This window comes from Alicyclobacillus cycloheptanicus (genome assembly GCF_028751525.1).
In the GTDB taxonomy this organism is placed as follows: domain Bacteria; phylum Bacillota; class Bacilli; order Alicyclobacillales; family Alicyclobacillaceae; genus Alicyclobacillus_L; species Alicyclobacillus_L cycloheptanicus.
In genome coordinates this window covers 3,203,953-3,229,734 of the sequence record NZ_CP067097.1, presented here as the reverse complement: position 1 = coordinate 3,229,734, position 25,782 = coordinate 3,203,953, and the positions used below count along the sequence as shown (strand labels likewise).

Sequence of the window (25,782 nt, the reverse complement as noted above, 5' to 3'; positions counted from 1 at the left end):
AATTAGTAGACAAAGGCGAACTTACCGAAAGGTAAGGGCGCAAAACCACGGGCCTACAGCGAGCAGCATCGTCGCCATGGCAGCCGAGTTGCCGGACCCGAACCGTCAGAAGGGAGAAATGTTATATGAAAAAGTCATTGTTGGGCGTTGTTGTCGGCGTGGCCACCATTTTGTCGATCAGTGCACCTGTTTTTGCGCAGAGCGTGACTTCCACTAGCTCTACCAGTACACAGACCACGACCACTTCAACCGGTACGTCCTTTCACGCTTCACCCGATGGAATGATTTGGATTTGGGATTAAGTTGATATGTGTTAAAGGGAGGCGAAGGGGTTTCGACCGCTTTCCCTCCCTTTTTATATTTGGGAAGGAGTTTAGACATTGTTTTCTTCGGATCTCCCCACGTTCGACCCGATCGACTATGGGATTCGACTAATTGAAGAAGAACGCCGGAGAATCGCACGGGACCTTCACGACGGTCCGGCGCAGGATCTTACAAACATCAGCATGCGCCTAGACGTGGTTCAAAGGCTTCTCCAAACAGACACTGAGATGGCGATGAACGAATTATCCCGAACGAATAGCCGCATCGTCGCGGCCATCAACGACATTCGTCGATTGATTTACGACCTGCGCCCAGTTGCCATCGACGAAATTGGCCTTGTCTCGGCAACCGTTGAACTGTGCCGCCGTTGCGAACGAGATTGGCAAATTCAATTTGAAGTCACTGCGGACCCTGGTGCTGCAAAAGGCTTGCTTCCGGCCAGGCAAATTGCGCTTTACCGGTTAATTCAAGAGGTTCTACAAAACGTCAAAAAACATGCTCAGGCTCAACTTGTGACAGTTACAATCTCAAGAGTCAGCAGCAGACTTGAAATCGAGATCAAAGATAATGGCAAAGGCTTCAATCCTTCTGAAGTTCCCGACGGACACTTTGGTATTGTGGGAATGCGTGAACGCGCAGCGTATCTTGGCGGAGTTTTAGAAATTGAGTCTACGCCTGGTCAAGGAAGCACTATTCGCATCCTTGTTCCAATTGAGCAGGAGACAGAGACACTGTGAACGACCATCCTCTCGATCCAACTCCTTTAGGGAACAGCATTCCTGAGAATATCCAGCGTGCAATGTCCTTTTCCGCAAAGGGCTTCCCTTATGCGTCACTTGAATTGCTGGAGGCCACATTGGGGCTCGCTACGACTGAGGAGTCTTCAGCCACTGTTCATGATGCCATCGGATTAATCAGCGTTGGGATTTCCCAAATTCACGATGCCCTTGAACACTTCATTACAGCTGTCCGTAAGTCTTATTCGGATAGGAATCAACTACGCTACCAAATGCACGAAGCAATGGCATACGGATACCTTTCTCAGCATGACCGGGCCCAGCGACTGTTAACTCATCTCGTTGCAATCTCAAGTACCTCGGATCTGAAATTGCATTCACGCCTATGCGCAAACTTAGCCGTCTCGCAGGCCTACAATGAATTTTACCGTGAGGCGTTAGAAAATACATGTACCGCTTTAGGATACGCTCGTGAGACCCATGACAGGCAGTTCGAAGCCACTCTGTTAAACAACCTCGGGCATTTGCAAATCGAGCTTGGCGCGTACAAGGAAGCCGAGCACAGCCTGCTTCGCGCGTTAGAACTGTTTGAGACGCCCCCTCTCCCGACCCTCACCGAGTTGGGGCGGCTTTACCTCGCGCAGGAGCAGTACGACCAATGCGTCGTCTATGCGCAACAAGCGGTTCGCATGGTGTGGTCCTCCATCTTAAACTACGAGCGGGAGGAAATTGCGCGGCTTTGCAACCTCCTGGCGCACCTTGCGTATCACCTGGGCGAACTAAATGTGGCGCTGCGCCTGCTCGAAAAATCACAGCTTCTGTTCGGTCAGCTCTCGATGTGGAGCCAGTGGCAGCAGGCCCAGTCGCTGATGGATAGTTGGCGAACGCACCCAAAGCGGTATGTCCATATTGACAGTCTGTATGAGGTCGATCTCGATGGCATTCGGGAATTTCTGTTTTTGTTCGACGCCATGAACGCGCAGGAACTCACCCACCGGGCATTTTCGGCCTTGACGGATACACGGGTGCAAACGGTACAGGCCCTCTGCAGTGCGATGGGCGTACCGGAAGAAGACATGAACGATGTCATTTATGCGGCCCGTTTCGCCGATTACGGGCTGACCGCGCTCGAGCCGGAGGTGATTGAGAACCCGTACCGGTCTGCGTACGCCTTGCAGCAGTATCAACAGCACCCAGATTTGAGCATCCGTATGCTGCAGGTGACCACCGTCCCCGCGCGGGTGCTGGACATCATTCGTGATCATCATGAACACTGGGACGGATCCGGGTTTCCGAGCGGAAAGCGCGAGGGTCAAATCACGCCGCTCGCACAGGTCCTCGCAGCAGCGGACGTGTATGCTACCGAAATCGTACAAAACCACAAGCGGCATTCCGCCGCCCTGCAGACGGTGGAGGAAGCCGCGGGGCATATCCTCTCCCCCGGCGTCGTCCAGTCCTTCACGCGGTTGTTCAACGAAATATAGACCATCCTCGTGGATGTGCCAAGCGCCGCAGCCCACAGGGCTCGTCTCCATCCCATCGCTCGCCCGCCCGAGGGACGCGTCAATCCGAGGGATTGATTTCGCTTTCGAGGATTTTTCGTTCTGCTGGTGTCAGCTCCGATTCCGCCTGCGTCACTGAGCGCTGCAGTACCGGGTTTGCTTTCCCATCCTTTTGGTCGGCCCCTTGGGTGAACAACCCCAACAACCAGGCTTCATCCTGGGCACTGAGGTGGCGCTGAACAATTTGAATCAGCGTCTCGTCGGACGTCGGTGAGCCGCCGGCTGTCGTGATGGCGTTGGCGATTTCCTTCCACTCCACGGGAGACAAGGCGTGAATGACCTGGTCCCCAATCTCCGCAAGCCGCGCGACATCGTCAGGCGACAACGCAATGCCATCCACCGACACGACCTTTTGCGCTGCGGGGTCGGAAGCCGCCGTCGTGCTGGCTCCCGAGTGCGTACTGCCTGTGGCACCGGCCGCGTCGGTGCTGGTGTGACTCGTCTTGGATCCGGTCGGGGCGGCCTCGCCCTGCTCCCTCACCGCGGCTGAATTTGCAGGGCTCGACTTTGCGGGTGTGCCGTCTTGCCCAGCGCCGTTCCCAACGACATGCCCACTGCTGTTCCCATCGACGTTCCCGTTGCTGTCATTCGCCTTGGTCGACTCCGCCGTCCACGCCTCCAAGTTCGGCAGCGTGCGAGCGCCTACTTGACTCCACGCCTGCGCGACCCAACGGTCAATTGGGTTCTCATTGGCATGTCCTCGTAATAGACTCATCGCACCGGAAAGCGTCGCTACACTGACGATGGCGATCAACACCGCCTCGATTCCCCGTTTCATCGTGTCCCTCCAAACGCCGCCGACTGTCCGGCGGCCGTCACTGACGCTGCGCTCACGTACAGACCAACGAAATCCATACGTTCAGTATCGACACGCCGGGACATCATTAAACGAGGGGCTTTAGCAACGGAAAAAGCGGCGGCCCAACTTCCTGGGTCGCCGCTTTCGCAACACAAATGCAATTTGCTTCGAATCCGACAGACGAAACGGAGAAATTACTTTTTGAGCCAAGCGCCAATCGCGTGATAGGTCACCTGACGGTTCATCGCCGCGATGGACGTGGTCAACGGAATGCCCTTCGGGCACACCTGCACACAGTTCTGCGCGTTGCCGCATTCCTGAATGCCGCCAGGGCCCATCAACGCCTCCAAGCGCTCCGCACGGTGCATGGCACCGGTCGGGTGGGCATTGAACAAGCGGGCCTGCGAAATTGCAAAAGCGCCCATGAACTCCGTCTTGTCGTTCACGTTCGGACACGCCTCGACGCAAGCGCCGCAGGTGAAGCACCGGGACAACTCATACGCCCACTGACGGTCGACTTCCGGCATTCTCGGTCCAGGGCCCAGGTCGTACGTACCATCAATCGGGATCCACGCCTTGACCTTCTTTAACGCCTCGAACATCCGGCTGCGGTCGACCACAAGGTCGCGCACCACGGGGAAGGTCCGCGCGGGTTTGAGATGAATCGGCTGCTCCAACTGGTCGACCAGTGCGGAACACGCCTGGCGCGGCCTGCCGTTGATGACCATCATGCAGGCGCCGCAGACTTCCTCCAGGCAGTTGGACTCCCAGGTGACAGGCGCTACGGGTTTGCCCGCTTTGTTGACAGGGTTGCGCTGAATCGCCTGGAGGCAGGCGATGACGTTCATGCCAGGCACGTAGTCAACGACGAACTCTTCCTTATAGGGTGCACCATCTGGTCCGTCCTGACGTTCGATGACCAATTCGACGGTTTTCTTTGTCGATGGGGCTTGTGCGGTTGCAGTTGCTGCTTCGCTCATTCCTTGGTCGCCTCCTTGCTCACCGCGTAGTTGCGCAGGCGAGGCTTAATCAAAGATACATCTACATCTTCGTAGGAGATTTCCGGTCCATCGGGTGTCCACTTCGCAAGCGTCGTCTTCAGGAAGTTCTCGTCGTCGCGATCCGGGAACTCCGGCTTGTAGTGCGCGCCGCGGCTCTCATTGCGCATCAATGCGCCAATGGTAATCGCGTGCGCCATCTGCAGCATGTTCCACAGCTGCCGCGTGAACGGCGCCACCTGGTTTTCCCAGCGAGCCTTATCCGACACCCCGATGCGCTTCCAGCGTTCCATCAACTCGCGAATCTTTTCGTCTGTCTGCTTCAGGCGATCGTTGTAGCGAACGACGGTCACGTTGTCCGTCATCAGCTTGCCGAGTTCGCGGTGGAGACGATAGGGGTTCTCTTCCCCGTCCATCTTCAGGATGTCCTCAAAGCGCTGTTCTTCGCCCTTCCGGTACTGCTCATACAGGGTTTCCGGCAGCGCATCAACGGAGCGCTTCAGCCCTTTCGCGTACTTCACTGCGTTCGGTCCAGCGACCATGCCGCCATAGATGCAAGACAACAGCGAGTTCGCACCAAGACGATTTGCGCCGTGATACTGGAATTCGCACTCCCCGGCGGCGAACAGGCCCGGAATGTTGGTCATCTGCTGCAGGTCCACCCACAGACCGCCCATGCTGTAGTGCATGCCCGGGAACAGACGCATCGGAACCTTCCGCGGGTCATCGCCGACGAATTTCTCATAAATATCAATGACGCTCCCCAGCTTGACGTTCAACTGGTCAGCCGGAATGTGCGTCACATCCAGGTACACCTGGTTCTGACCGTCGATGCCCAATCCCTGGTTCACACACACGTCAAAAATTGCGCGCGTCGCAATGTCACGCGGCACGAGGTTTCCGTATTCCGGGTACATTTCCTCGAGGAAGTACCAGGGTTTCCCGTCTTTGTACGTCCACACACGGCCGCCTTCGCCGCGGACGGATTCGGACACCAAGCGCAGCTTATCATCGCCCGGGATGGCCGTCGGATGCACCTGAATCATTTCCGGGTTGCCATAGTATACGCCCTGCTGATACAGCTCTGACGCTGCCGACCCGGTGTTGATCATCGAGTTGGTGCTCTTTCCAAAAATCATGCCGATCCCGCCCGTACACATCACAACTGCATCGGCACGGAACGCGTGAATCTCCATGGAACGCAGGTCCTGCGCGACAATGCCGCGGCAGATGCCTTCGTCGTCAATCACAGCCTTCAAGAAGTCCCAGCCCTCGTACTTCTGCACGAGCCCGGCCGCTTCATGTCGACGCACCTGCTCATCCAGCGCGTACAGCAGCTGCTGTCCGGTGGAAGCGCCGGCAAACGCCGTGCGGTGGTGCTTGGTGCCGCCAAACCGACGGAAGTCCAGCAAGCCTTCCGGCGTACGGTTGAACATGACGCCCATGCGGTCGAGCAAGTGAATGATGCCCGGCGCCGCTTCGCACATCCCCAGCACCTGCGTCTGGTTCGCCAGGAAGTCGCCGCCGTAAATCGTATCGTCGAAGTGCTCCCACGGGGAGTCACCTTCACCCTTGGTATTCACTGCCCCGTTGATACCGCCCTGCGCACAGACAGAGTGAGAGCGTTTCACAGGAACGAGAGAGAACAAGTCGACCGGAACCCCAGCCTCGGCAATTTTGATGGTTGTCATCAAGCCGGCCAAGCCGCCGCCGACCACGATAATACGCTGATTCGCCACGATGCTCACTCCTTACTTACGCGGTATACGTAAAGGCCAAGATTGCGCTGACGCCGACACCGGCCAGCACGACGAAAATCACCATCGTCACGTAGCTGGTGATGCGCTGCGCACGGGCGCCCACCGTGATGCCCCAGTGAATACAGAATGACCACAAGCCGTTTGAGAAGTGGAACGTCGCTGCCAGCACACCAATGATCATGAACCAGAAATACGCGGGGTTCTGCATCAGTTGATGAACATAAGCGAACGTCGGGGCGTGTCCGGAAAAGCGGGTCGTCCACAAATGGAAGATGATGAAGACGAATGTGATGACCCCAGAAATGCGCTGCAACACAAACAGCAGGTTGCGGCCCCAGGAGTATTGCCCAGCGTTGTAGCCTGACGTAAACGCGACATACAGGCCGTAAACGCCGTGGTAACACAACGGAAGAAAGATGAATACAAATTCAACGACATGCAGAAACGGAATGTGTTGAATCGTCCAGACCGCCTGGTTGTACGAGTTCGCACCAGTCGTTGCCGTTGCATTGGTGAACAGGTGTTCCAACAGAAACAGGCCTACCGGAATGACACCCGCCAACGTGTGCAGGCGGCGAAGAAGAAACTCAGAATGATCTTGCGCTTGTGCCACGTACGTGCCTCCCTCCAAATACAGTCCCGCCGGTGTGTGGTGCACATATGTAACGGCAGTCGAATTCGACTGCCAGCCGGACAGGCCTCTCGCTTTACCAACGTAAATTGTAATGTTTGAATCATACAAGGTCAAGGAAACGAGCCCACGTCCGGAGACGAAACCGAAGCGTTGGACGACTCGGCACCCCCGGGTTTGTGCTGCGTGCGCAGGTACGTTTGAATCTCCGATGCCAGTTTTGGCCCAATGCCAATCTGTCGAAACTCCGCTTCATCCGCTTCTGCCATGGCCTTCAGCGAACCGAAGTGCTTCAGAAGCGTCTTGCGCCGCTGCGGACCGACGCCGGGAATCTGGTCTAAAACGGAGGACAACCCCGTTTTCTTCCGGGACTGGCGGTGAAACGTGATGGCAAACCGGTGTACCTCATCCTGGATGCGCTCGAGCAAATAAAACGCGGGCGAATGCCTGTCGATCGCCACGGGGTCCGGCTCGTCGCGGAAGAACAACTGGCTGGTGCGATGCCGGTCGTCCTTGGCCAGGCCGCAGACCGGCACATGCAGGTCGAGCTCGTTTTCCAACACATCCAGTGCCGCCGCCAGCTGACCTTTCCCGCCGTCGATCACAATGAGGTCCGGCAGCGGCAGCTTCTCGCGCAGCACGCGCGTATACCGGCGCCGGATGACCTCCTTCATGGACGCATAATCATCCGGACCTTGGACGGTCCGAATTTTGTACTTTCTATATTCCTGGCGAGCCGGCTTTCCGTCCACGAAGACAACCATGGCCGCCACCGCGTCGCTGCCCTGTAAATTGGAGTTGTCAAAGGACTCAATGCGGTGCGGCATGGGAATCCCCAGGGTCTCCCCAAGCTCAATCACTGCCCCAAGGGTGCGATCCATCTTGCGTTCCAAAAGCCGCAGGCGTTCTTCCAGCGACAGGCGCGCGTTCTCCGTCGCCAGTTCGACCAGCTGCCGCTTTTGCCCGCGCTGCGGGTGCAGACACTTGGCGTGCAGCCAATCGGCCAGCGCGTCGCTGGAGACGCCCTGTGGCAGGAGAATTTCCTTGGGAACGTCCGGCTGCTGGAAATAAAACTGCTCCACGTAGGACATGAAGTCCTCCGCAGGGTCCCCGTAGTGCTGCATCATGTTTACGGAGCGCTCAATCAGCTTCCCGCTGCGCACATAGAACACCTGGACGCAAAGCCAGCCTTTGTCTGCATAGTACCCAAAAACGTCGCGATCTACTTGGTCGACCACGGTAATCTTTTGTGCTTCCATGACCCGTTCAATGTGCGCAATCAGGTCTCGCAGTTCCTTCGCGCGTTCAAACCGAAGGGCCTCGGCCTCCCGCATCATTTTCTCCTGAAGGTCGGCGACGACTTCCTGATGACCGCCGTTCAGAAAATGGCTGATTTCCTTGACAATCTGCTGATAGGCTTCCGGCTTGACTTCAAACTCGCATGGCGCCAGACACTGGCCGATGTGATAGTACAAACAGACCTGCTTTTTCAGCGTGCGACACTTCCGAAGCGGATACAGACGCTCCAGGAGCTTCTTCGTTTCCGACGCCGAGGTTGCGTTTGGATACGGGCCAAAGTACTTCGCTTTATCGTTTTGTACCCGGCGGACGATATCCAGCCGGGGATGCTGCTCATTCGTAATCTTGATGTACGGGTAGGCTTTGTCGTCCCGCAGCATGATGTTGTACTGCGGTGTGTACTGCTTGATGAGATTGCACTCCAGCACGAGCGCCTCGACGACCGTGTCAGTCACGATGTACTCGAAGTCGGCGATGTTGGCCACCAGTGCCTGCGTTTTCCGGTCATGGGAGCCCGTGAAGTAGGAGCGAACGCGGTTCTTCAACCGCTGTGCCTTGCCCACGTAAATGACCTGCCCATGACCATCTTTCATCAGGTAGACGCCCGGCTTGGCGGGCAGCAAACTCAGCTTTTCTTTCAAGTTGTCGTTCATTGTGTCACTTCCGATACCACAATTTGCGTGACGTTGCTGGTGGTCTGAATCCAGACCAAATCGCTCCCCGAGACCGTGAAGTCCGACACAGGACCGCTCAGCGTCTCCGTCGATGCCGCCGTCGTATCCGGCGCGGCCAGCGGTCCCATGACCACCTGGACGCTGTTCGGCTGCTGGTTCACATCCGGCGTCGTTTCCGCCCACCACAGCTGTCCCGTCGACCCTTCCACCACCCAGTGGGGCTGATTGTCAAGCGGCGGGCCCTGCACTTTGTTGAGCGTGCCATCCCAGTCCAATACATACCAAGTGGCGTTGATGGCCGAGCCGTCGTCCGACTGGCCCACAATCCCCTGAAACGCGATGCCGCTCTTCGTGACCGTCGGCAGCGCCATAAACCCGAAGGAACCGGTGACCTCCATTTGTGTTTTCAACGCCTTTGCAGGGTCGTTTCCTTGGATGGTATACACCTCGACCGGCAGCCCCACCATCGTGGATGTGCTGCCCGTACTCTCCGAAATCCCGGGTTGGACGATGATGCGTCCATCCCCGGCCGCCGCAACGTAGGCCGTGGCTTCTCCAGCGCGCGGAACCAGGGTTTTCAGCAACCCGCTGTGGTGCGTGACGAGGTTGAACCCATACAGCTGCACCAGCGAACCGGAAGTGTCTTGCGCACTCTGGCCAGCAGCAGCCGCGTCGTTCCACGTGACGATCGCCACCCCCCAGTCGTTGTCCACCTCAAACTTCCACGAGCGAAGGCTCCAGGAGACACTCGACTTCCCCGACGAACCGTCTGCGTTCTTGGGTGTCACCAAGGGGATGTTTCCGATGACGGACGCAGCCTGAGTCCAGGTGTGCCCGGTCTTGGCGAACGGCAGCTGCACAATCGAAATGGTGCGCTGCCCGCTGCTGCTCAACTGAAGGGACGGCAAATAGAGCGCGGTGGACGAGACCGCGGCGTGATCGAGCGACGGACGCACTGCGTTACCCGGCACGGAAAACTGGGCCAACGTCGCGGTCGGCAGATTGGAGAGCGGCGGCGGAAATGCGGACGCCACCTTCTCATCCTCCGTCTTTGCGGTTACGTTCGCGCCCGCCGAAGGCGATGCGGAGACACCGTAAATCACAGCCGCGATGCCAACCAGTGCGGTGAGTGCGACAGCAAATTGCGTCCACGCGGGTCCTCGGCGGCGCGCCTGTGCATCCAGCAGCACATCCACCGCCAGCAGGCGCTTGTGCAATCTCACCCAGACGTCCGGCGGGATGACCGGCACGCCGGCAGCTTCGGTGTGGCCACCGCCGGGCTTCTGCGGGTTTGCCTCGGCCTCGTCCGGCCCACTCAACGCCGCGGCGGGTGGTTCAAACAGCCGCTGCAGGTCCGACACGGCAATGCCGGTGGTGCCCCAGTCGACGTCCGGCAGTTGAATGCCGTGTGCCTGACAGCGTTCGCCCGCCAAAGCAACCAAGTACCGCTGCGGACTTTTCGCCCGCGCGTAGCGTCGTGCGCGGCGAAAGACTTCAGTAAAAACGTCCACCCACACCTCATCCACCGCGGCAGACGCGTTCGGCAGCTGGGACAGTGCGGTGTAAAGTCCCGGACCATATGCCGCGACGGCCGCCTCTACGGTGCGCCATCGTCTTTCCCGCTCGTCCACTCGCTTTCCCACTACCGTCCCTCCAGGTGTTCGCGCTTCATTGCTCTTCTCCCATGATAGTAGAGAAACCAGCCGATGCAAACCTCTTCTCCACATACAAAAAGCGGCGGGTTTTTGACGCCGCCGCAATTGTTCCCGTTCAGGAGCTGATTTCATTTTCAGACCAAAGCCGCTGTCTGATGAAGCTTCATGGTGGGTCATGAAGGACTCGAACCTTCAACCTGCCGATTAAGAGTCGGATGCTCTACCAATTGAGCTAATGACCCAAGGTCCCTCTGGGCGTATCCGGACCGGACCCTCCCAAAGTTCCTGTGGTGACCCTACGGGGATTCGAACCCCGATTACCGCCGTGAGAGGGCGGCGTCCTAACCATTAGACGATAGGGCCGTGGCTGCCGGACTAGGACTCGAACCTAGACTAACTGATCCAGAGTCAGTCGTGCTACCATTACACCATCCGGCATTGCCCGCCGACAATTGACGATTATACAGGCGGGCAAAGGTCTTGTCAACAGACTTTCTACGATCTTGCAGAGAGATCGCAGAATCCAATCGCGTCACACGGGTCGAGCCGCCCCGCAAGGAGCGTCAACCGTTGGCGTTTGCGCCTTCTGCGGGCGTGATGGGCACCGCACCCGCACGAATCGCCTGTGCCGCCCTGCGCATCCGCGCCTGGCACTCCTCCCGGCCAAGAATTGCCATGATGTCGAACAGCCCCGGTCCTACCGTGACCCCGGAAATCGCCAGCCGCGTCGGGTGAATCAATTCCCCGCTCTTGATGTTCCATGCCGCGGCCAAATCACGATATGTTTCCTCTACCCGCGCCAGCAGGAAGGGCTTGACGGCCTCGAGCGCGTCGGCCGCGCGTTCCAGCCGGTCCGCGACCGCCACCGAGGCAAAGTGTTTCTTGACCCCCTTGGCGTCGTAGGTCACGGGCGGGCGAAAGTAAAAGGACAGGCCATCTGACACATCGCGGACATTTCGCGCCCGGCTCTGTGCCGCCTGCAGTGCTGTACGGACCCACGCTAAGCGCTCCCGTCCCTCCTCTGGCTGCACCCACCCGCGCTCGGCCAATGCATCCCACACCAGCGCCAGCAGCTTGTCCGGGGACATCTCGTGCAAATAATGCGCGTTGAGCCACTCCAGCTTCTTGACGTCGTACACGGCGGCATGCTTCGATACGCGTTCGAGCACGAACCGATCGATCGCTTCCTCCCGGCTGAGCACTTCCTCGTCGTCTCCGGGAGAGAACCCGAGCAGCAACAAATAGTTGATGAGGGCCTCCGGCAAGATGCCCGCCTGGCGGTACTCCTCGACACTGGTGGCGCCGTGGCGCTTGCTCAACTTGCTCCGGTCGGGCGCGAGGATCATGGGCACGTGCGCGAACACGGGGATGTCGAAGCCAAGCGCCTCGAACAACACGATGTGACGTGGGGTGTTCGACAAGTGCTCCTCTGCGCGAATGATGTGCGAGATCTGCATCAAACCGTCGTCCACACAGCTCGCAAAGTGGTACGTCGGCGTGCCGTCGGCCTTCCAAATAATAAAGTCGTCGACTTCCTCGGCCGCAAACGAGACATCGCCGCGAATCAGGTCGTGGACCACAACCTCGCCAGTTTCAGGTCCGTGAAGCCGGTAGGTATGCGGCGCGCCGCTCGCAATGCGTGCTGCGCGGTCCGCCTCTGACAAGTGCCGGCACCGTCCGGAATACCGGGGCGCCTTGCCTGCCTTCTGTGCCGCTTCGCGCTCGGCGGCCAATTCCTCCGGCGTGCAGAAGCATGGATAGACCTGGCCTGTTTTCTTCAGCCGTTCCAGCGCTTCTTCGTAGATGGACTGCCGCATGGATTGCCGGTACGGCCCGTACGGTCCGCCAATGTCCGGCCCTTCATCCCAATCTAGCCCAAGCCAGCGAAAACTCTCCAAAATTTGTTGATACGAAGCTTCCGTCGACCGGGAGCGGTCCGTGTCATCAATGCGGAGGACAAAGACACCCCCCCGCTGTCTCGCAAACAGCCAGTTGAAATAGGCGGTCCGTGCGCCGCCAATATGGAGCGCCCCCGTCGGACTGGGTGCGAATCGCACGCGTACAGGGCGCTCTTCGATGTGTTCGTCACGTTGCTGCATCGTGGTCAGAGTCCTTTCTAGCCATTGTCGTGACTCGCGATGTCCACCAAGACATGCGGTTCCAGCCAGCGGCCGGTTCAGACGCATGCAGCGCAGCGCATCGCGTCGGATACTTTTCCTGCTCTAATGAAACGATAAACCATGAGGTGATTGCAAATGCCAAAACCAACAGAGATTCGCAGCAACAAGGATTCGCGGCAGCCGCCAAGTCCTTTTCCCATCGCCAGCAGCAATTCCGGCTCGTACGACCCGGGCCCGATTGGCAATGAAGACGGTCAATCACCGGAGCTGTCCACCGTCATCAAGCAGCAACACGACCTGATGCTGGAAGAGTTTCCGGAAGGCCCGGTCGGTGCCGCAACCAGCCCGCCGCTCGGAAAATCGACACCGTGGCGTCCCGGGCAGCGGTCTGTCTCCGCGCATCGTGACCAGAACCCTGTCGACTCGAACCGCACCATTCCCCTCCACGAGCCGTCGCACAATGCCCCGCGAGGGACCGAGGAAGGACAGAACTAACAGAGAACGAACCCTGTTCAGCTACAGCGGACCGCTGCCGTCAGGCCCCCTACGCGTCCGTCTCTTTGCCGAGCTGCCTGCGCAGCGCTTCCAGCTGCGCGTCCAGGTCCTGGCCGCTGGCCGGGTGACCCGGCGTGCCTGGTTCGGCGCTGGGTGCCTGCGTTGGCGTCGTGCCCCGGCTCCATCGCGGCGCCTCTCCCGCATCTGGCGGTGCGGACGGCGTTTGCGCCGCCGTCCACGCGCGTTCCGCCACTTCCCGGTGTGCGGCCGCTTCGGCTTCGAGGCGGGCCGTCCGGTCTGCCAGGGCCTCGAAACTGCGCGCCCGTGCATCCAGTCCGCTCTTCACATCGGCGAGCTTCCGGTCCAGCACCGCAACCCCGCCGCGCGCGACCAGTCCGTCACGTTCGGCTTGCAGTTTGAGCTGCTCCAGGCGCAGGGCCTCGATATGACTGTGCAACTGGCGGCTGACGTCCTCTGCCTCGTCGGCCAGCCGCTCGGCCTCGCGCGCCCGTTGCTCGCACGCCAGCCGCTCCGCCAGCGCTTTGCGCGCCAAGTCCTCCTGCCCCTCATTCATCGCAGCCACCGCCTGCACCTTGCGCTTTGCCGCAAGCTCATTGGCTTGCCGCGCCCGCTCGCGCAAGTCGGCGACTGTGGCCAGTTGGTTCGCCAGCGCGGCCTCGGCCGCAGACAACTGGTCGGCCAAATCGCGCAGCAGCGCGTCTGCCACACGCTGCGGGTCCTCCGGCTTTCCGCCGTGATCGATCGATTGTCGAATCCTGCGCAGCCAGTCCATACCAACCCTCCCTGTTCACGACGCTTGACGATGGAAAGCACGCCCAGTGGCAAGCATGTTATAATAGGCGGCGTACTTTCGGATTGTCCAAGGCGGCCTGTGCCGTGTTTGGACAGGATGCCAAGGAGGCGGGTGATTCAGTGCATCAATATTGGTTTTGGATTGGAAATTTTCCCGTGCGGGCCTATAGTACCATTTTTGCCGCCGCATTTCTGATTGGCCTGGGCGTAACCCTGTATTTTGCCAAAGCGGATGGGAAGCGTGCATACATACCGCACCTCTGGAACATGGCGCCGTGGCTCTTGATTGGCGGGCTGGTCGGCTCCCGGTTCTGGCAGGTGTTCTTTTTTGACTGGCCCTATTATTCCAAGAACCCAGGGCAGATCCCGATGATTTGGCACGGCGGCCTCTCCATTCAGGGCGGCATCGCCGGCGCACTCGTCGTGAGCATCTACTACCTCTGGCGGCACGGCATCAACTTTTGGTCGTTTGCTGACATCACCGCCCCGGGTCTGCTGCTCGCGCAGAGTATCGGCCGCGACGCCAACCTCATGAACGGAGACGCCTTTGGCGACCCCACGCACCAGGATTTCGGACTGCTGTACCCGCCAGGGACCCTGGCGCACGCGACGTTCGGCAATCAGCCCCTGTGGCCCGCGGAGGTCTGGGAAGGCCAGGCGGATGTCATCCTCTTCGGGTTGCTGCTGATTCTCAAGCAGCGCCGCTGGCCTAGCGGATTCCTGTTCATGTACTACGTCGTGGCCTATAACGCGGTCCGCTTCTGTCTGGAGATGCTGCGCGGCGACTCCCCGCGGTTTGCGCTCAACTGGGATGCGGCGCAGTGGACCTCGGCACCAGTGGTGGTGGCCGGCGTGATCATCACCATTTACCTGTTTGTGCGCGACCGCAAACGCCGCAACGGCGATGGCGCGACGGGCGGCGGTGCGTCCGAGGGCGAAACGGACGGCGTAACACCCGTCCTGCCGTCCGACACGGACCCTGCCGACCGTCCCTGACCGTCCACACGCCGCAAACACGAGGCGGCTTCCGTTCAAGGCCTGTTCAACTCGGAAGGGGCTGTGCCTCCGTGCAACGCACGGTGCAGCAGCCCCTTTTTTCCTCTTCCCGTGCAGGTGCGCGGCCTGACCCGCGCTTTACACATCCCTTTACACATCCATCACAATGCGCCCTTGACCTGCGCAAGCGCCTCGATGCACGCCTCATTGTCTTCTTCCAGACCGTAGGTGATGCGGACGTATTCATCCAGCCCCGCGAACCCGGCGCGCACCATGACCCCCAGCTTCATCAGCTCCTGCACGGTCTTGCGGCCGTCCCCGGTCTTCACGAGAATAAAGTTGCCCTCCGGCGCAATCGCTTCCAGGCCGATCTCGGCGGTACGTTCCAGGTAGAACGCCCGGCATGCGGCCGCGTGTTTCACGGACGCCTGGCGGTGCGCTTCGTCCTGCAGCGCAGCCGCAGCCGCGCGCTGCGCGAGCCGGTTGACATTGAAGGGTTCACGCAGCCGATGGACATAGTTCCAGACGTCCGGGTGCGCGAGCGCGTAGCCGATGCGCAGCCCCGCCAAACCGTACAGTTTCGAGAAGGTGTGCAGGCACACAACCCGCGGGTCCTGCAGCAGGTCCGCGGTCTCCCGAACGCGATCGGGCCGCTCGGTGTAGTCATTGTAGGCCAAGTCCAACAGCAGCATGACGTGCTCAGGCAGGTGGTCGAGCAGCCACTTGGCCTCATCGGCCTTCAGAATCGTGCCCGTCGGATTGTTCGGCGAGCAGGCGTACACCAGCTTGGTTCGCGCCGTGACTGCACCTGCAAGCGCCTCCACGTCGTAGGTGAAGTCAGGCCGAAGCGGCACACTCACGATGTCTGCCTGCATCACCTGCGCCCCAAAGTTATACTGCGAAAACGACGGGAACGGAACGACGACCTCATCACCCGGCTGCAGAAACGTCTCTGACAAAAGTTTGATCAGGTTGTCAGACCCGTTCCCCGCGATGACGTGGTCGGCCGACACCTGATGAAACGCCGCCACGGCCTCACGCAGGCGGCCGCTCCCGCCGTCCGGGTACAAGTGCAGCGTCTCCAGCTCCGCGCGAATCGCTTCCAGTGCCTTCGGCGACGGACCGAGTGCGTTCTCATTCGAATTCAGCTTGACGATGCGGCGCAGACCATACATCTTGCGGATTTCATCATCCGTAATGCCCGGAACATACGGCTGAATTTGGTCAAGCCCGCGCCGAACGCGTTCTGCAATGCTCAGCATAATGCCCTCCTGCTCTCCCCGACCTGTTTGTCTGCTACAATATAGCTTGATTGTAACACACTTTGCGGCCCTGAAAGGGGCGAGAGACCACCTCGGAAAGAGGGATTGCCCATGCCAGCCCATCCTCCCGCCATCCCAGCGTTTGACGACATTTTGGAAGCACGCAAACGCCTGCAGGGTGTGATTCAGACCACCCCGCTTGATTTTTCAAAGACCTATTCCGACCTGTCGGGAAACGAAGTGTACCTGAAACTTGAAAACCTCCAGAAAACGGGGTCGTTCAAAATTCGCGGCGCCTATAACAAACTCGCGGCGCTCTCTGACGAGGAACGCCGGCACGGCGTCATCGCGGCATCCGCCGGCAACCACGCCCAAGGCGTCGCCTATGCGGCGCGAGCCCTTGGTACCACCTGTACCATCGTCATGCCCGAACACGCCAGTCTCGCCAAAATCGCGGCCACGCAGCGCTATGGGGCGCAAGTCGTACTCCAGGGTGCCACGTACGACGACGCCTACGCCCATGCCGTGTCCCTGCAGCAAGCGCACGGGTATACCTATGTGCACGCCTTTGACGATCCGCAAATCATCGCGGGTCAGGGGACGCTCGGCGTCGAAATCCTGGAGCAGCTTCCGACTGCAAACACTGTGATTGTCCCCATGGGTGGGGGCGGATTGGCGGCCGGCATGGCGCTGGCGCTGAAAACCTTGCGTCCGGAGATTCGGGTCATCGGGGTGCAGGCCGCGGCGGCCGCTGGCTTCCGCGCATCGCTCGACGCAGGCGAGGTCACAACGGTGGCTTCGGCGTCCACCATCGCCGACGGCATCGCCGTGCGCCGTCCCGGCACACTAACCTTTGCCCTTGCACAGCAGTATGTGGACGATGTCATCACCGTGGAAGAAGAGGAGATTGCCCGCTCCATGGTGTTCCTGATGGAGCGCAGTAAGCTGGTGGCGGAGGGCGCCGCCGCTGCAGCCCTCGCGGCGGTCATTTACCGGAAGGTCCCGGCGGACCTTGGCCAGGTGGTTGTGCTGTTATCCGGCGGGAACGTGGATGTCACCGTTCTCTCGAAAATCATCGAACACGGCCTGGCGGAGGCGGGACGGTATCTGCAGTTGACGCTCACGCTGCCGGACCAGCCTGGGGCGCTGCGCGGACTCCTGGACGTGCTCGCCGACCTCGGCGCCAACGTCGTCACCATCCAGCACGACCGGCTTGGCGTCGGAATCGCATTTGGCCAAACGAGGGTCCAAATTAACCTGGAGACCCGGGACAAGGCACACATCGCGTCAATCTTCCGCGCGCTTCAGGAGAGAGGGTACGCATACCAGCCTGCCGACGCCGCACCCTGACCGGTGGGGCGGCGGGCTGCCGCATTTGTGATCACACCCGATCGTCCAGTGCTCAAACGGACGCATCGGTCGTGCAGAAGTCGTCCACCGGGTCGTTCGAAGGGACCTCCGCCGGCTCAGACAACGAAGCAGTGACCGCATCCGGATGTGACCCTGCCGCCGGCTGTTTTTCCGGGACTTCGCCGCCGCTTTCCCCATGAACGTTGGTTAAGCCGCCCGAAATGGCAAACTTGAAGGCCTCTTCCACCGTTAAGTCGCACGGCGAGATGCGCGAGCGCTCGACCAGCACCGTGATCCCGGCGAACTGAAACGTGTTGGGCAAATAGACCGCGACGCGCTCTCCGGTTGGATCCATGTGCGAAGGCAGTTCCTCGTTTGTGACAAGACCCACGACCTGCGCACGCTCATCCGGCCAGTTCACCAGCACCGCGCGTCGAAACCCGCGCTTTTTTCCACCCAGCAGACTTTGGACAAGCTCCTTGAAGGTCACGTACAACGATTTCACAAACGGGATCCGCCGGAACATGCCATCCATCAGCTGCAGGACTTGGTGACTGACATAAAACTTGGTGAGCGCGCCGACCAGCGTCGTCCCAATCAGCACGAGGACAAAGCCGACGCCCGGCACGTCCGTGCCGAACCAGTGGTCCACCCAGGGCCCAAACAGTCCGTCCACCAACTGGAAAATGGTGACCAACACCCAGATCACGAGCGCAAACGGCAGAATCGTGACCAGGCCGATCCCAAAGTGCTTGGCGATTTCCCGAAAGATCCGCATGGATGTCACCTCTCACCTGCTGGTGTATTGTCAGGACGCTTGCGTCCACGTTCCCGCTTCCCCAGGCGCCGCTATCCGCGCAGCGTATAAAAGCCAACGGCCATCACGATGTATGCGCCAACCGCCATCGCCCCTTCCAGCCAATTGGATTCGCCGTCGATCATCAAGATAATGACGAGCAGCACGGCCGCCCCCATGCTGGCGAGTTCGGGCCAGCTGAACAACAAGGGCATCGCATGCCCCATCAGGCAGCTGGCGAAGAACAGCACTGGCGCGACAAACATGGCGACTTGCAGCGAACTGCCCACGGCAATCTCGAGGGAGAGGTCCATCCGGTCCTTCCAGGCCATCCACACCGCAGACGCGTGCTCAGCGGCATTGCCGATGACCGCCACGACGATGACACCAATGAACATTTCACTCCACCCTAAATTCTGTCCGACCGCGCGCACGCCGTCGACCAGCCAGTCACTTTCCACGCCCACCAGCACCGTCGCAACACATAACACAATCACAGCGGAACGGAAGCGCCAATGGCCTTCCTTCGCCTCTTCTGTGGTGATGTACTGGAACAAGTCCGCGTGGGTGAAGAGGCTGAAAAACAGCCCTGCGCCATAGACCAAGAAGAGAATCACAGCGGTTGTGCCGGACAGCGCCAGACTTTGCCCGGGTGCGCTGCCGGCGAAAATGGCGGGTACGATGTACGCAACCCCGACCCCCAGCAGCAGCATGCCCGCATTACTGCGCGCGGCACTGGTGTTAAAGCGCTGCACCGGATGCCGGATGCCGCCGACAAAGAAGCTGAGGCCCAGCACAAACAGCAGGTTGCCGAGGATGGACCCGGTGATGGACGCCTTCACCAACGTGATGTAGCCGCTTTTTAAGGCGAAGATGCCGATAATTAATTCTACTGCATTTCCGAACGTCGCGGACAGCAGACCGCCAATTCTGGGTCCGACGCGCGCCGCGATGGATTCCGTTGAGCGGCCCATCAGCCCCGCGAGTGGAATGATGGCGGCACAGGACAAGAGAAACAACACGAGTTCAGGAAGATGCTGCCACTTTGCGTAGGCACTCGCCAGGACAAACACACCGGTGAGGGGCCACAGCCAACGATTCAATATCTCATCTCCAATCCGCAAAAGTCTGCCGTCCACGCCGGCCGCGCCCGAGGACGCCAGCTGCAGTGCGGCGCCGCGATCGCTTTACCCCTTTTTCACCAGCCGGTATAATGTGGCGGAAAGGGTGATCGCTTCTGACTCACTTTCATAAGGTACAGGTCCTGCGAGGAGAGCTCAAGCGCAGCGAAATCCGCGCGGGAATCCGCTATCAGTTGACCACCGAAGAATTTATCCTGCAGCGAAGCCAGCGCACATACCGGATTGCGCTGGATAATATTCTGGGCCTGATGGAATGCCCGGAAGACGAGTTTCGCCTGCATGGCGGTTTTGACCAAGAAAGAGCACAAGCCTGCGGACGCCCATACAAGATTGTAACCACTCTCCTGTACCTGGTATCCCCTGCAGGCGTGATCGAACAGTCCCGGGTTTCGTTGTACGCCCGGCTGTCTGCTGCGTTTGCCGATCAAATGACGGCGCTCCTGCGCGCCTCTTCGTGACCGCGGCCGACCAGAAACCCGTTCCAATCCTGCGCAAAGCGCGTCAAAAGGGGTCCCTGCGTCGCACATCACGTGCGCAACGACCCCTTGGCGATGGATGCGGCTTGAATGACAGCGCACGACACCGGGTTACCGCGGTCCGTTCGTGAACAATGGATACCCGTTTCGCTTGAGCGAGCGGACGACGACCACAGACAACACAACGCCCAGCCAGCCCACCACGTAGACGACCCACTCTGCGACCACCATGTGCCGCGCCGCGGCGATGAGCAGATACACCGTGAAGGCGAGGTACAGCACCAGGGACAGCCACCACCGGCGGAACAACATGTTCAGCGCTGTACCGACCCCAAAGCTGCTGATCAGCGCCAAGAGGGAGACCATAAACCAAAATGTCAGAATTGCACCCGCATGATTGCCCACCGACAGCACTCCCATACATTAAAATGCAGTCGTGACCAGGTGATATATCGTTCAGAAACTTTCTATGGTTACCATCTTACCGTAAATCTTCTGTGGAAGGATAGAGCCGCTTATGCAGTCGTCGTTTCGCATTGCGTCCCTGTGCCCGAGCAACACGGAACTCTTGTGCGCTCTGGGGCTGGCCGACGCGATCATTGCAACGGACAGTTACTCAGACTTTCCACCCGACGTCGTCGGGCCCCTGCCGAAGCTGGGTCCGGACCTTTCGATTGACATTGCGCAGTTGGCGGCGCTGCAGCCAGACTTGGTGGTCTCCTCGCTGACGGTGCCAGGCATGGAACGCGTCGTCCAGGCGGTGGAAGACGCCGGACTCGCACAGGTGACGCTCTCGCCGGCGCGAATCGAGGACATTGTTGCGGACGCCAACACGATTGCGCAAGCCTTGCCAACCTCCCTGCGGCAAACCCTCCGCATCCCACAGTTCGTGGACGACTTTGAGCGGCGGCTCGACCGCGTCGCCAAAGCGACCGCGTCGGTTGCACACCGACCCGGCCTGTACTGGGAGTGGTGGCCGCAGCCTGTCTTTTCCCCTGGCCGCGACAACTGGCTCACGGAAGTCAGCGCGCTGGCTGGCGCTCGAAACATCTTCGAAGACCAACCCGGTCCGCAGGTGCGCGACGAAACGGGAGAGCGGGTTTGTGCCGCGAACCCGGACGTGTTCCTCGCCGTCTGGACGGGCATCCCGCAGCACAAAGTGCCGCTCGCGAAAATCAAAACAAGACGCGGTGCCTGGCAGCAGACCCCCGCGTTTCAAACCGCACAATTGTTCATTTTGTCAGAAGGGTTGTTCTGCCGCCCGTCACCGCGATTACTGGACGGACTGGAGCAGCTGGTCGGCCTGCTTCACCCTGACGCGGCACAGCGGGCAGGATTGGCTCGCCCCGAGGCGTATGGACCCATGCGGACCGCGGACGGCACCTGGCTTGGCGGTCAGACCCCACCCCCGTCCATGCCCCGTACACAAAAGAGACGGGGCTGAACCTCCCCGTCTCCGCTCGCTCACGCATTCAGCAATCGCTCGCCCATCTGTTTATCGATGCTGAAACTTGGGCGCCCGCTTCTCCAGAAACGCCTGTACGCCTTCCGCGACGTCCTCGGCCTCAAACACTTCGCCGAACAGACGCGCTTCCATCTTCAAACCTTCGTCCAAGGTCACGTCCAGCCCCTCGTCAATGGCGCGTTTGGCGAGTCCAATCGACACCTGGCTGCGCTCCCGGAAGATGGCTGCAAACTGTTTGGCTTCCGCCAGCGCCTGACCTTTGGGTACCACGCGGTTGACGAGGCCAATCCGCTCCGCTTCCGCGGCCGGGATGGGCTCGCCCGTGAGAATCAGCTGCTTGGCCCGAGACTCGCCAATCAGCCGCGGCAGCCGCTGCGTTCCCCCGGCGCCGGGAAAGAGCCCCAGCTTGACTTCCGGGAATCCGAGCATAATCTGCTCCTCCGCGATGCGAAAATCACAGGCCAGAGCAAGCTCACATCCACCGCCCAGGGTCCAGCCGTTCAGCGCCGCGACCGTTGGCTTGCTCAAGTGATGGAGGCGTTGCATCGTTTCGTCGAACGCCTCCGCTGCCGAGCCCGCCTTCTTGTCCGCGATGAATCCGGTGAATTCCTTAATGTCCGCACCAGCCATGAAGGCTCGGTCTCCCGCGCCGGTGAGCACCACGGCGACGACCGACCGGTCGTGTTCGAGTTCTTGCACGGCCTCCAGAATCTGGCGGCTCATATCCAGGCTCAACACGTTCATCGGTGGATTATCCAGCGTCAATACCGCGATTTCCTGTTCGCGCTCAATCCGTACCTCTCCCATGGTCATCTCCCTCTCGTCATTTCGATGTGCAGGTGTTCAATAGTGCTTCCACTCATCCGGATCCGGCGGGGCTGGGTTTTTGTCGCGGCGAAGATAGCGAATCAGGTAGCGCACCCCGACCACCGCCAGACTCAGCAACGCCAGCGCCACACCCAGCCAGCGGACGCGCGGTGTATGAAAGTGCGTCGCAATGAGGTTGCACAGCTCATACACGCCAATGGCGCAAGCCGCAAACATCCAGTCCGGCAATACCTGATTCATGCGGAGCCTCCGTTCTTTCAACATTGTTCCTGTCAGAACAACCGGATTTGCTGTCCCGGCAGGTCCGTGACATCGCCTGGGACCGGCAGCGACAACAGGCGAGTCCAGTCCAGCGCGTTGCGGACGGCATAGTCGCCTTGATTGTTGTTCATCAAGATATGTACCTCAGAGGCCTCATCCGCAAAGCGTTGCACCACTGGGACAAACGCCTGCAGCTCCTGCGGCGTGTACAAGTAGTCGAACCGCTGTGCCGATGAAGTCAACCCCTTCTGATACCAGGTGGACTCGTTGCGACCGTGCAGGCGAAACACCACGCCCAAGCGATTCGTGACAGCCGGCACAAAGGGAATGCTGCCAAATCCCGCTTGCGGCTCGTCACAGACCACATTTACCAGTCCCAGCGACCTGAGCCAGCGTTCACTTGCATCCGCCCGCGGACCTTGCCACCACGAGCGGTTTCGGAATTCTACCGCAACCACAAAGTCACGGTACCGCTCCCGCATGGATTCCACGCGGCGCTGGTTTGCCTCCGAGGCAACAAACCAGGGCGGATACTGAAACACCAGCAAGCCCAGCTTGCCTGCGGCTGCGAGCGGGGCCACGGCCGCTTCAAACAAGGCCGCATCGCGGCAGCGCGTGTCCTCATCCACCCGGCCCCGGTCGTGAAAGGTGAGCGTGCGGTGCGCCTTCACATCAAACACAAAACCGTCCGGTGTGATCTCGGCCCAATGTTCAACCGTGCGCGGCGCCGGAATCCGATAGTACGTGCTGTCGACTTCGACCACCGAGAAATACCGCGCGTAGAACGCCAGCCGCTCCTCCGGCTTAACCGACCGCGGATAAAAGTCCTCATGGTCTGCCCACGCGCAAGTGCCCACACGTACAACCATGGCACGCCTCCTACACCTTGCATTATAACATTCTGGACCCGCGCGGTTGTCGTTGTCCGCCGTGCTTCTGTATAATGAGGCAGATCGCACTCGTATCTTCGGCATCAGCAGAAAGAGGGGAAACGCCGATGGCATCAGCTGTTCATGAAATTCAATGTCCAAAGTGCGGCGGAACCAAATTTCGCGAAGAGCATATCGTTGAATTGGACTCGAGCGTCGTGATTCGTGACGATCTACCGCTGCCGGCACGAACGGTGAGAGAACAGTACCGGTACATTTGTATCCAGTGCAATGAAATCCTGAACTTGCCCTGGACAGGCCACCACGAATAGCGGCGCTGCCTGAAAAGCCACGGGATTGCAGCCCCGTGGCTTTTCATTGCGCTCAGCAGCTCCGGTCCTTGTACCGCCAATGCTCATTGTCCGCGCCGTGTGCGACTTGTTCCAGGAACCGGCGCCGTTCGTACCCGCCGCAGCGCTTGCGCCGCTCGGCCCGCGCACGGGACACATCCTCCATCGTCAGCCCGCGTACGTCCAGCCACGCATCGATACACTCCAGCACATCCGCCAGCGACTCGAGACTTTCGGTGCCGGCAAATTGCTCACTGGCGCGCACGACCGTGTCCAGCAGCGCCTGGGCAAACGCGTCGCCGTCCAGTTCGCGCCAGATCGCGATGTTTCCCATTGACTCGATAATCTCCGGAATCCGGTCCCGCACCAAGCGGTGATAGCTGGTCACGGGCGACTTCGGCCGGCCAGGTCCATCCCCATTTCTGTTCATCGGATCAAAATCCATGTTCGCAACCCCCATGGAACGCGATCCACGCCTACCCCGTTCGATCTCACACTTTTTAATATGTAAAGAATATTGTGCGATACGATGGACAAAACCGCAAGTGGTCTTTCAGAATCCTCCAACACCTCTATGACAGTTGCAGGTGGGAGCGTGCCCATCTTTTCAGAATGATAGAATCTGTGTAAAATAGACATAACTCGACAAGAACCGCCCATACTATTGAAAATCAAACCGGGTCTGTGGATGCGCTCGGAACGCACAAAAGGGGAGAACGGATTTCATGGCAGGTCGACACCGCCAAAAGGACAAGCGGGAGAATCCATCAAGGCGGAGGCCGCGCAAGTTCTTCCTGTGGTCCGCCGTTTGCGTAGTCGTTCTCGGCGGCGCGGGCGCAGCGTATTACTACATGACGCGGCCGCTGTCCTCGGCAACCTCAAAATACAGCGTAAAACCCGTTACGATGAAAAAGACTGCCGACGACCAGGAGCGCACCAATATCCTGTTGATTGGTACGGACACGCGCCCGGGACAAACGGGCGGCAATACAGATGTCCTCATATTGTGCAGCATTGACCCCAAGCACAAACGGATTGAATTGCTGTCCATCCCGCGCGATACGAAAGTGCAGTTTCCCGACGGTTCTGTTGGGAAAATCAATGAAGCACTCGACCTCGGCGGACCCCAAATGACCATCAACATGGTGTACGGTCTAATCCACCAGCCGATTGACCACTACGCCCTCACCCACTTCGGCGGCTTGGTGGACATCATCAACACGCTGGGCGGCATCACGGTCGATGTGCCAGAACGGATGTATTACAACACCGGCGACAAACAGTGGAACATCATCAACCTGAAACCGGGCGTACAGACACTCAATGGCGTTCAGGCGCTCGGTTTTGTCCGTTTCCGGGAGGACCCACTCGGTGACATCGGGCGGACGGAACGTCAGCAGGAATTTTTGACGGCCTTGGCAGACAAACTGCTTGAGCCGGCCAACATCCCGAAACTTCCCACCCTCATCCGCGAGTTCTGGGGAACCATCGACACCGACATGAGCCTGGTGAACGTGCTGAGTCTCGCTTCAGACGCCAACCAGTTCAAGTCGTACAAAATCATTCACGAAACCCTGCCGGGATCGTTTCACAATCCATCCTATCCGGGAGACTCCAGCTACTGGATTGTGAACCCGGCCGAAGCCGTATGGGCCGCAAATCAGTTCTTCCAGAATGGCGTCGTGCAGTCCAACCCCGTTCAAGCTCCCTCCGTGACGGAAAACTGGACGCCGCCCGCCAACTCGACGGCAGGCACCACAAACTCGACCTCCGGCGGCGCCAGTCAGACGACGAACGCGACGACCAGCGGTGGATCCGCCGCGTCCAACGAAGCGGCAGGAGCAACAGCCAACTCGACGCAAGCGGCCGCATCATCGGCGCCGTGGTATACGGTCAGTGTGTACGGCGCGAACGTGCGCTCGGGGCCAGGGACGAACTACGCCATCCTCTCCTCCGTCAAGCAGGGGCAGGAGGTACAAGTCGTGGGGACATCTGGCGATTGGGACGAAGTGGAGTTCGGGGACGGTGAGACGGGGTACATTGCGAACTGGCTGGTCACCCCGGACGCGGGGACAAGCCAGTAATCGCCCATCGCCCATCGTCGCCAGCAGCCTGTTGCA

General features: G+C 59.6%; 24 protein-coding genes, 3 tRNA genes and 1 riboswitch. Of the genes, 8 read left to right on the top strand and 19 right to left on the bottom strand.

Annotated features, from left to right (window positions below; genetic code table 11):
* Positions 1–4 precede the first annotated feature (4 nt).
* Positions 5–96: riboswitch (cyclic di-GMP riboswitch) on the top strand.
* A 284-nt stretch (positions 97–380) separates the two neighbouring features.
* Together JI721_RS15010 and JI721_RS15005 are read left to right on the top strand one after the other, a co-directional pair.
* Complete coding sequence (locus JI721_RS15010; protein ID WP_274455663.1) at positions 381–1,061, top strand: sensor histidine kinase; 681 nt, start codon at positions 381–383, stop codon at positions 1,059–1,061.
* 371 nt (positions 1,062–1,432) lie between these two features.
* Positions 1,433–2,545, top strand: a complete 1,113-nt coding sequence (locus JI721_RS15005; RefSeq protein ID WP_274455662.1) for an HD domain-containing phosphohydrolase — start codon at positions 1,433–1,435, stop codon at positions 2,543–2,545.
* A 79-nt stretch (positions 2,546–2,624) separates the two neighbouring features.
* Here the strand turns inward: JI721_RS15005 and JI721_RS15000 are convergent, their stop codons facing one another.
* From JI721_RS15000 to gltX, 10 genes are all read right to left on the bottom strand, one after another.
* On the bottom strand, positions 2,625–3,401 hold the full coding sequence (locus tag JI721_RS15000; protein ID WP_274455661.1) for a hypothetical protein: 777 nt from the start codon (positions 3,399–3,401) through the stop codon (positions 2,625–2,627).
* A gap of 215 nt (positions 3,402–3,616) precedes the next feature.
* Positions 3,617–4,402, bottom strand: a complete 786-nt coding sequence (gene sdhB / locus JI721_RS14995; RefSeq protein WP_274455660.1) for a succinate dehydrogenase iron-sulfur subunit — start codon at positions 4,400–4,402, stop codon at positions 3,617–3,619.
* A complete protein-coding gene (sdhA, locus tag JI721_RS14990; RefSeq protein WP_274455659.1) occupies positions 4,399–6,159 on the bottom strand; it encodes a succinate dehydrogenase flavoprotein subunit in 1,761 nt (586 codons plus the stop codon). The genes sdhB and sdhA overlap by 4 nt, the downstream gene beginning before the upstream one ends.
* A 16-nt stretch (positions 6,160–6,175) precedes the next feature.
* On the bottom strand, positions 6,176–6,793 hold the full coding sequence (locus JI721_RS14985) for a succinate dehydrogenase cytochrome b558 subunit (protein WP_274455658.1): 618 nt from the start codon (positions 6,791–6,793) through the stop codon (positions 6,176–6,178).
* Positions 6,794–6,924: 131 nt separating this feature from the next.
* Entirely contained in the window at positions 6,925–8,763 is a 1,839-nt protein-coding gene (gene uvrC, locus JI721_RS14980; RefSeq protein WP_274455657.1) for an excinuclease ABC subunit UvrC, read from the bottom strand.
* Positions 8,760–10,427, bottom strand: coding sequence for a hypothetical protein (locus JI721_RS14975; protein WP_274455656.1), 1,668 nt, complete (start codon positions 10,425–10,427; stop codon positions 8,760–8,762). Before JI721_RS14975 ends, uvrC begins: the two co-directional genes overlap by 4 nt.
* 178 nt (positions 10,428–10,605) lie before the next feature.
* A tRNA-Lys gene (locus JI721_RS14970) sits at positions 10,606–10,681 on the bottom strand.
* A 46-nt stretch (positions 10,682–10,727) separates the two neighbouring features.
* A tRNA-Glu gene (locus JI721_RS14965) sits at positions 10,728–10,802 on the bottom strand.
* 1 nt (position 10,803) lies between these two features.
* Positions 10,804–10,877: transfer RNA gene (locus JI721_RS14960), tRNA-Gln, on the bottom strand.
* 125 nt (positions 10,878–11,002) lie between these two features.
* Positions 11,003–12,538 (bottom strand): glutamate--tRNA ligase, encoded by a 1,536-nt coding sequence (gene gltX / locus JI721_RS14955; RefSeq protein WP_274455655.1) that lies wholly within the window; start codon positions 12,536–12,538, stop codon positions 11,003–11,005.
* 156 nt (positions 12,539–12,694) lie between these two features.
* On the opposite strand from gltX, the gene JI721_RS14950 reads away from it, so the two are divergent.
* Complete coding sequence (locus tag JI721_RS14950; RefSeq protein ID WP_274455654.1) at positions 12,695–13,054, top strand: hypothetical protein; 360 nt, start codon at positions 12,695–12,697, stop codon at positions 13,052–13,054.
* Between the two features lie 49 nt (positions 13,055–13,103).
* Here JI721_RS14950 and JI721_RS14945 read toward each other — a convergent pair whose 3' ends face one another.
* The gene (locus JI721_RS14945; RefSeq protein WP_274455653.1) at positions 13,104–13,847 is read right to left on the bottom strand and encodes a PspA/IM30 family protein; all 744 of its coding nucleotides are present in this window, start codon (positions 13,845–13,847) and stop codon (positions 13,104–13,106) included.
* Between the two features lie 140 nt (positions 13,848–13,987).
* Here JI721_RS14945 and lgt point away from each other — a divergent pair, with 140 nt between their 5' ends.
* Positions 13,988–14,863, top strand: coding sequence for a prolipoprotein diacylglyceryl transferase (gene lgt, locus JI721_RS14940; RefSeq protein ID WP_274455652.1), 876 nt, complete (start codon positions 13,988–13,990; stop codon positions 14,861–14,863).
* Between the two features lie 161 nt (positions 14,864–15,024).
* Here lgt and hisC read toward each other — a convergent pair whose 3' ends face one another.
* Entirely contained in the window at positions 15,025–16,125 is a 1,101-nt protein-coding gene (hisC, locus tag JI721_RS14935; protein ID WP_274455651.1) for a histidinol-phosphate transaminase, read from the bottom strand.
* Between the two features lie 111 nt (positions 16,126–16,236).
* Here hisC and ilvA point away from each other — a divergent pair, with 111 nt between their 5' ends.
* A complete protein-coding gene (ilvA, locus tag JI721_RS14930) occupies positions 16,237–17,475 on the top strand; it encodes a threonine ammonia-lyase (protein ID WP_274455650.1) in 1,239 nt (412 codons plus the stop codon).
* Positions 17,476–17,527: 52 nt separating this feature from the next.
* Here ilvA and JI721_RS14925 read toward each other — a convergent pair whose 3' ends face one another.
* Both JI721_RS14925 and cax read right to left on the bottom strand, forming a co-directional pair.
* Complete coding sequence (locus JI721_RS14925) at positions 17,528–18,253, bottom strand: DUF502 domain-containing protein (protein ID WP_274455649.1); 726 nt, start codon at positions 18,251–18,253, stop codon at positions 17,528–17,530.
* A 71-nt stretch (positions 18,254–18,324) separates the two neighbouring features.
* On the bottom strand, positions 18,325–19,374 hold the full coding sequence (gene cax, locus JI721_RS14920; RefSeq protein WP_274455648.1) for a calcium/proton exchanger: 1,050 nt from the start codon (positions 19,372–19,374) through the stop codon (positions 18,325–18,327).
* A 212-nt stretch (positions 19,375–19,586) separates the two neighbouring features.
* Between cax and JI721_RS14915 the strand changes: the two genes are divergently transcribed.
* Positions 19,587–19,871 (top strand): hypothetical protein, encoded by a 285-nt coding sequence (locus JI721_RS14915; protein WP_274455647.1) that lies wholly within the window; start codon positions 19,587–19,589, stop codon positions 19,869–19,871.
* Between the two features lie 129 nt (positions 19,872–20,000).
* Here the strand turns inward: JI721_RS14915 and JI721_RS14910 are convergent, their stop codons facing one another.
* On the bottom strand, positions 20,001–20,294 hold the full coding sequence (locus tag JI721_RS14910; protein WP_274455646.1) for a hypothetical protein: 294 nt from the start codon (positions 20,292–20,294) through the stop codon (positions 20,001–20,003).
* 112 nt (positions 20,295–20,406) lie between these two features.
* Between JI721_RS14910 and JI721_RS14905 the strand changes: the two genes are divergently transcribed.
* The gene (locus JI721_RS14905; RefSeq protein ID WP_274455645.1) at positions 20,407–21,333 is read left to right on the top strand and encodes an ABC transporter substrate-binding protein; all 927 of its coding nucleotides are present in this window, start codon (positions 20,407–20,409) and stop codon (positions 21,331–21,333) included.
* 51 nt (positions 21,334–21,384) lie between these two features.
* Here JI721_RS14905 and JI721_RS14900 read toward each other — a convergent pair whose 3' ends face one another.
* The 4 genes from JI721_RS14900 to JI721_RS14885 form a co-directional block, all read right to left on the bottom strand.
* Entirely contained in the window at positions 21,385–22,167 is a 783-nt protein-coding gene (locus JI721_RS14900; RefSeq protein WP_407654039.1) for an enoyl-CoA hydratase/isomerase family protein, read from the bottom strand.
* 30 nt (positions 22,168–22,197) lie between these two features.
* Positions 22,198–22,422 carry a hypothetical protein gene (locus tag JI721_RS14895; protein WP_274455643.1) on the bottom strand — a complete coding sequence of 75 codons (225 nt, stop codon included), beginning with the start codon at positions 22,420–22,422 and terminating at the stop codon, positions 22,198–22,200.
* Between the two features lie 32 nt (positions 22,423–22,454).
* A complete protein-coding gene (locus JI721_RS14890) occupies positions 22,455–23,312 on the bottom strand; it encodes a DUF72 domain-containing protein (RefSeq protein ID WP_274455642.1) in 858 nt (285 codons plus the stop codon).
* 384 nt (positions 23,313–23,696) lie between these two features.
* Positions 23,697–24,107, bottom strand: a complete 411-nt coding sequence (locus JI721_RS14885) for a nucleoside triphosphate pyrophosphohydrolase (RefSeq protein ID WP_274455641.1) — start codon at positions 24,105–24,107, stop codon at positions 23,697–23,699.
* A 280-nt stretch (positions 24,108–24,387) separates the two neighbouring features.
* Here JI721_RS14885 and JI721_RS14880 point away from each other — a divergent pair, with 280 nt between their 5' ends.
* The gene (locus tag JI721_RS14880; protein ID WP_274455640.1) at positions 24,388–25,746 is read left to right on the top strand and encodes an LCP family protein; all 1,359 of its coding nucleotides are present in this window, start codon (positions 24,388–24,390) and stop codon (positions 25,744–25,746) included.
* The last annotated feature ends 36 nt before the right edge of the window (positions 25,747–25,782 follow it).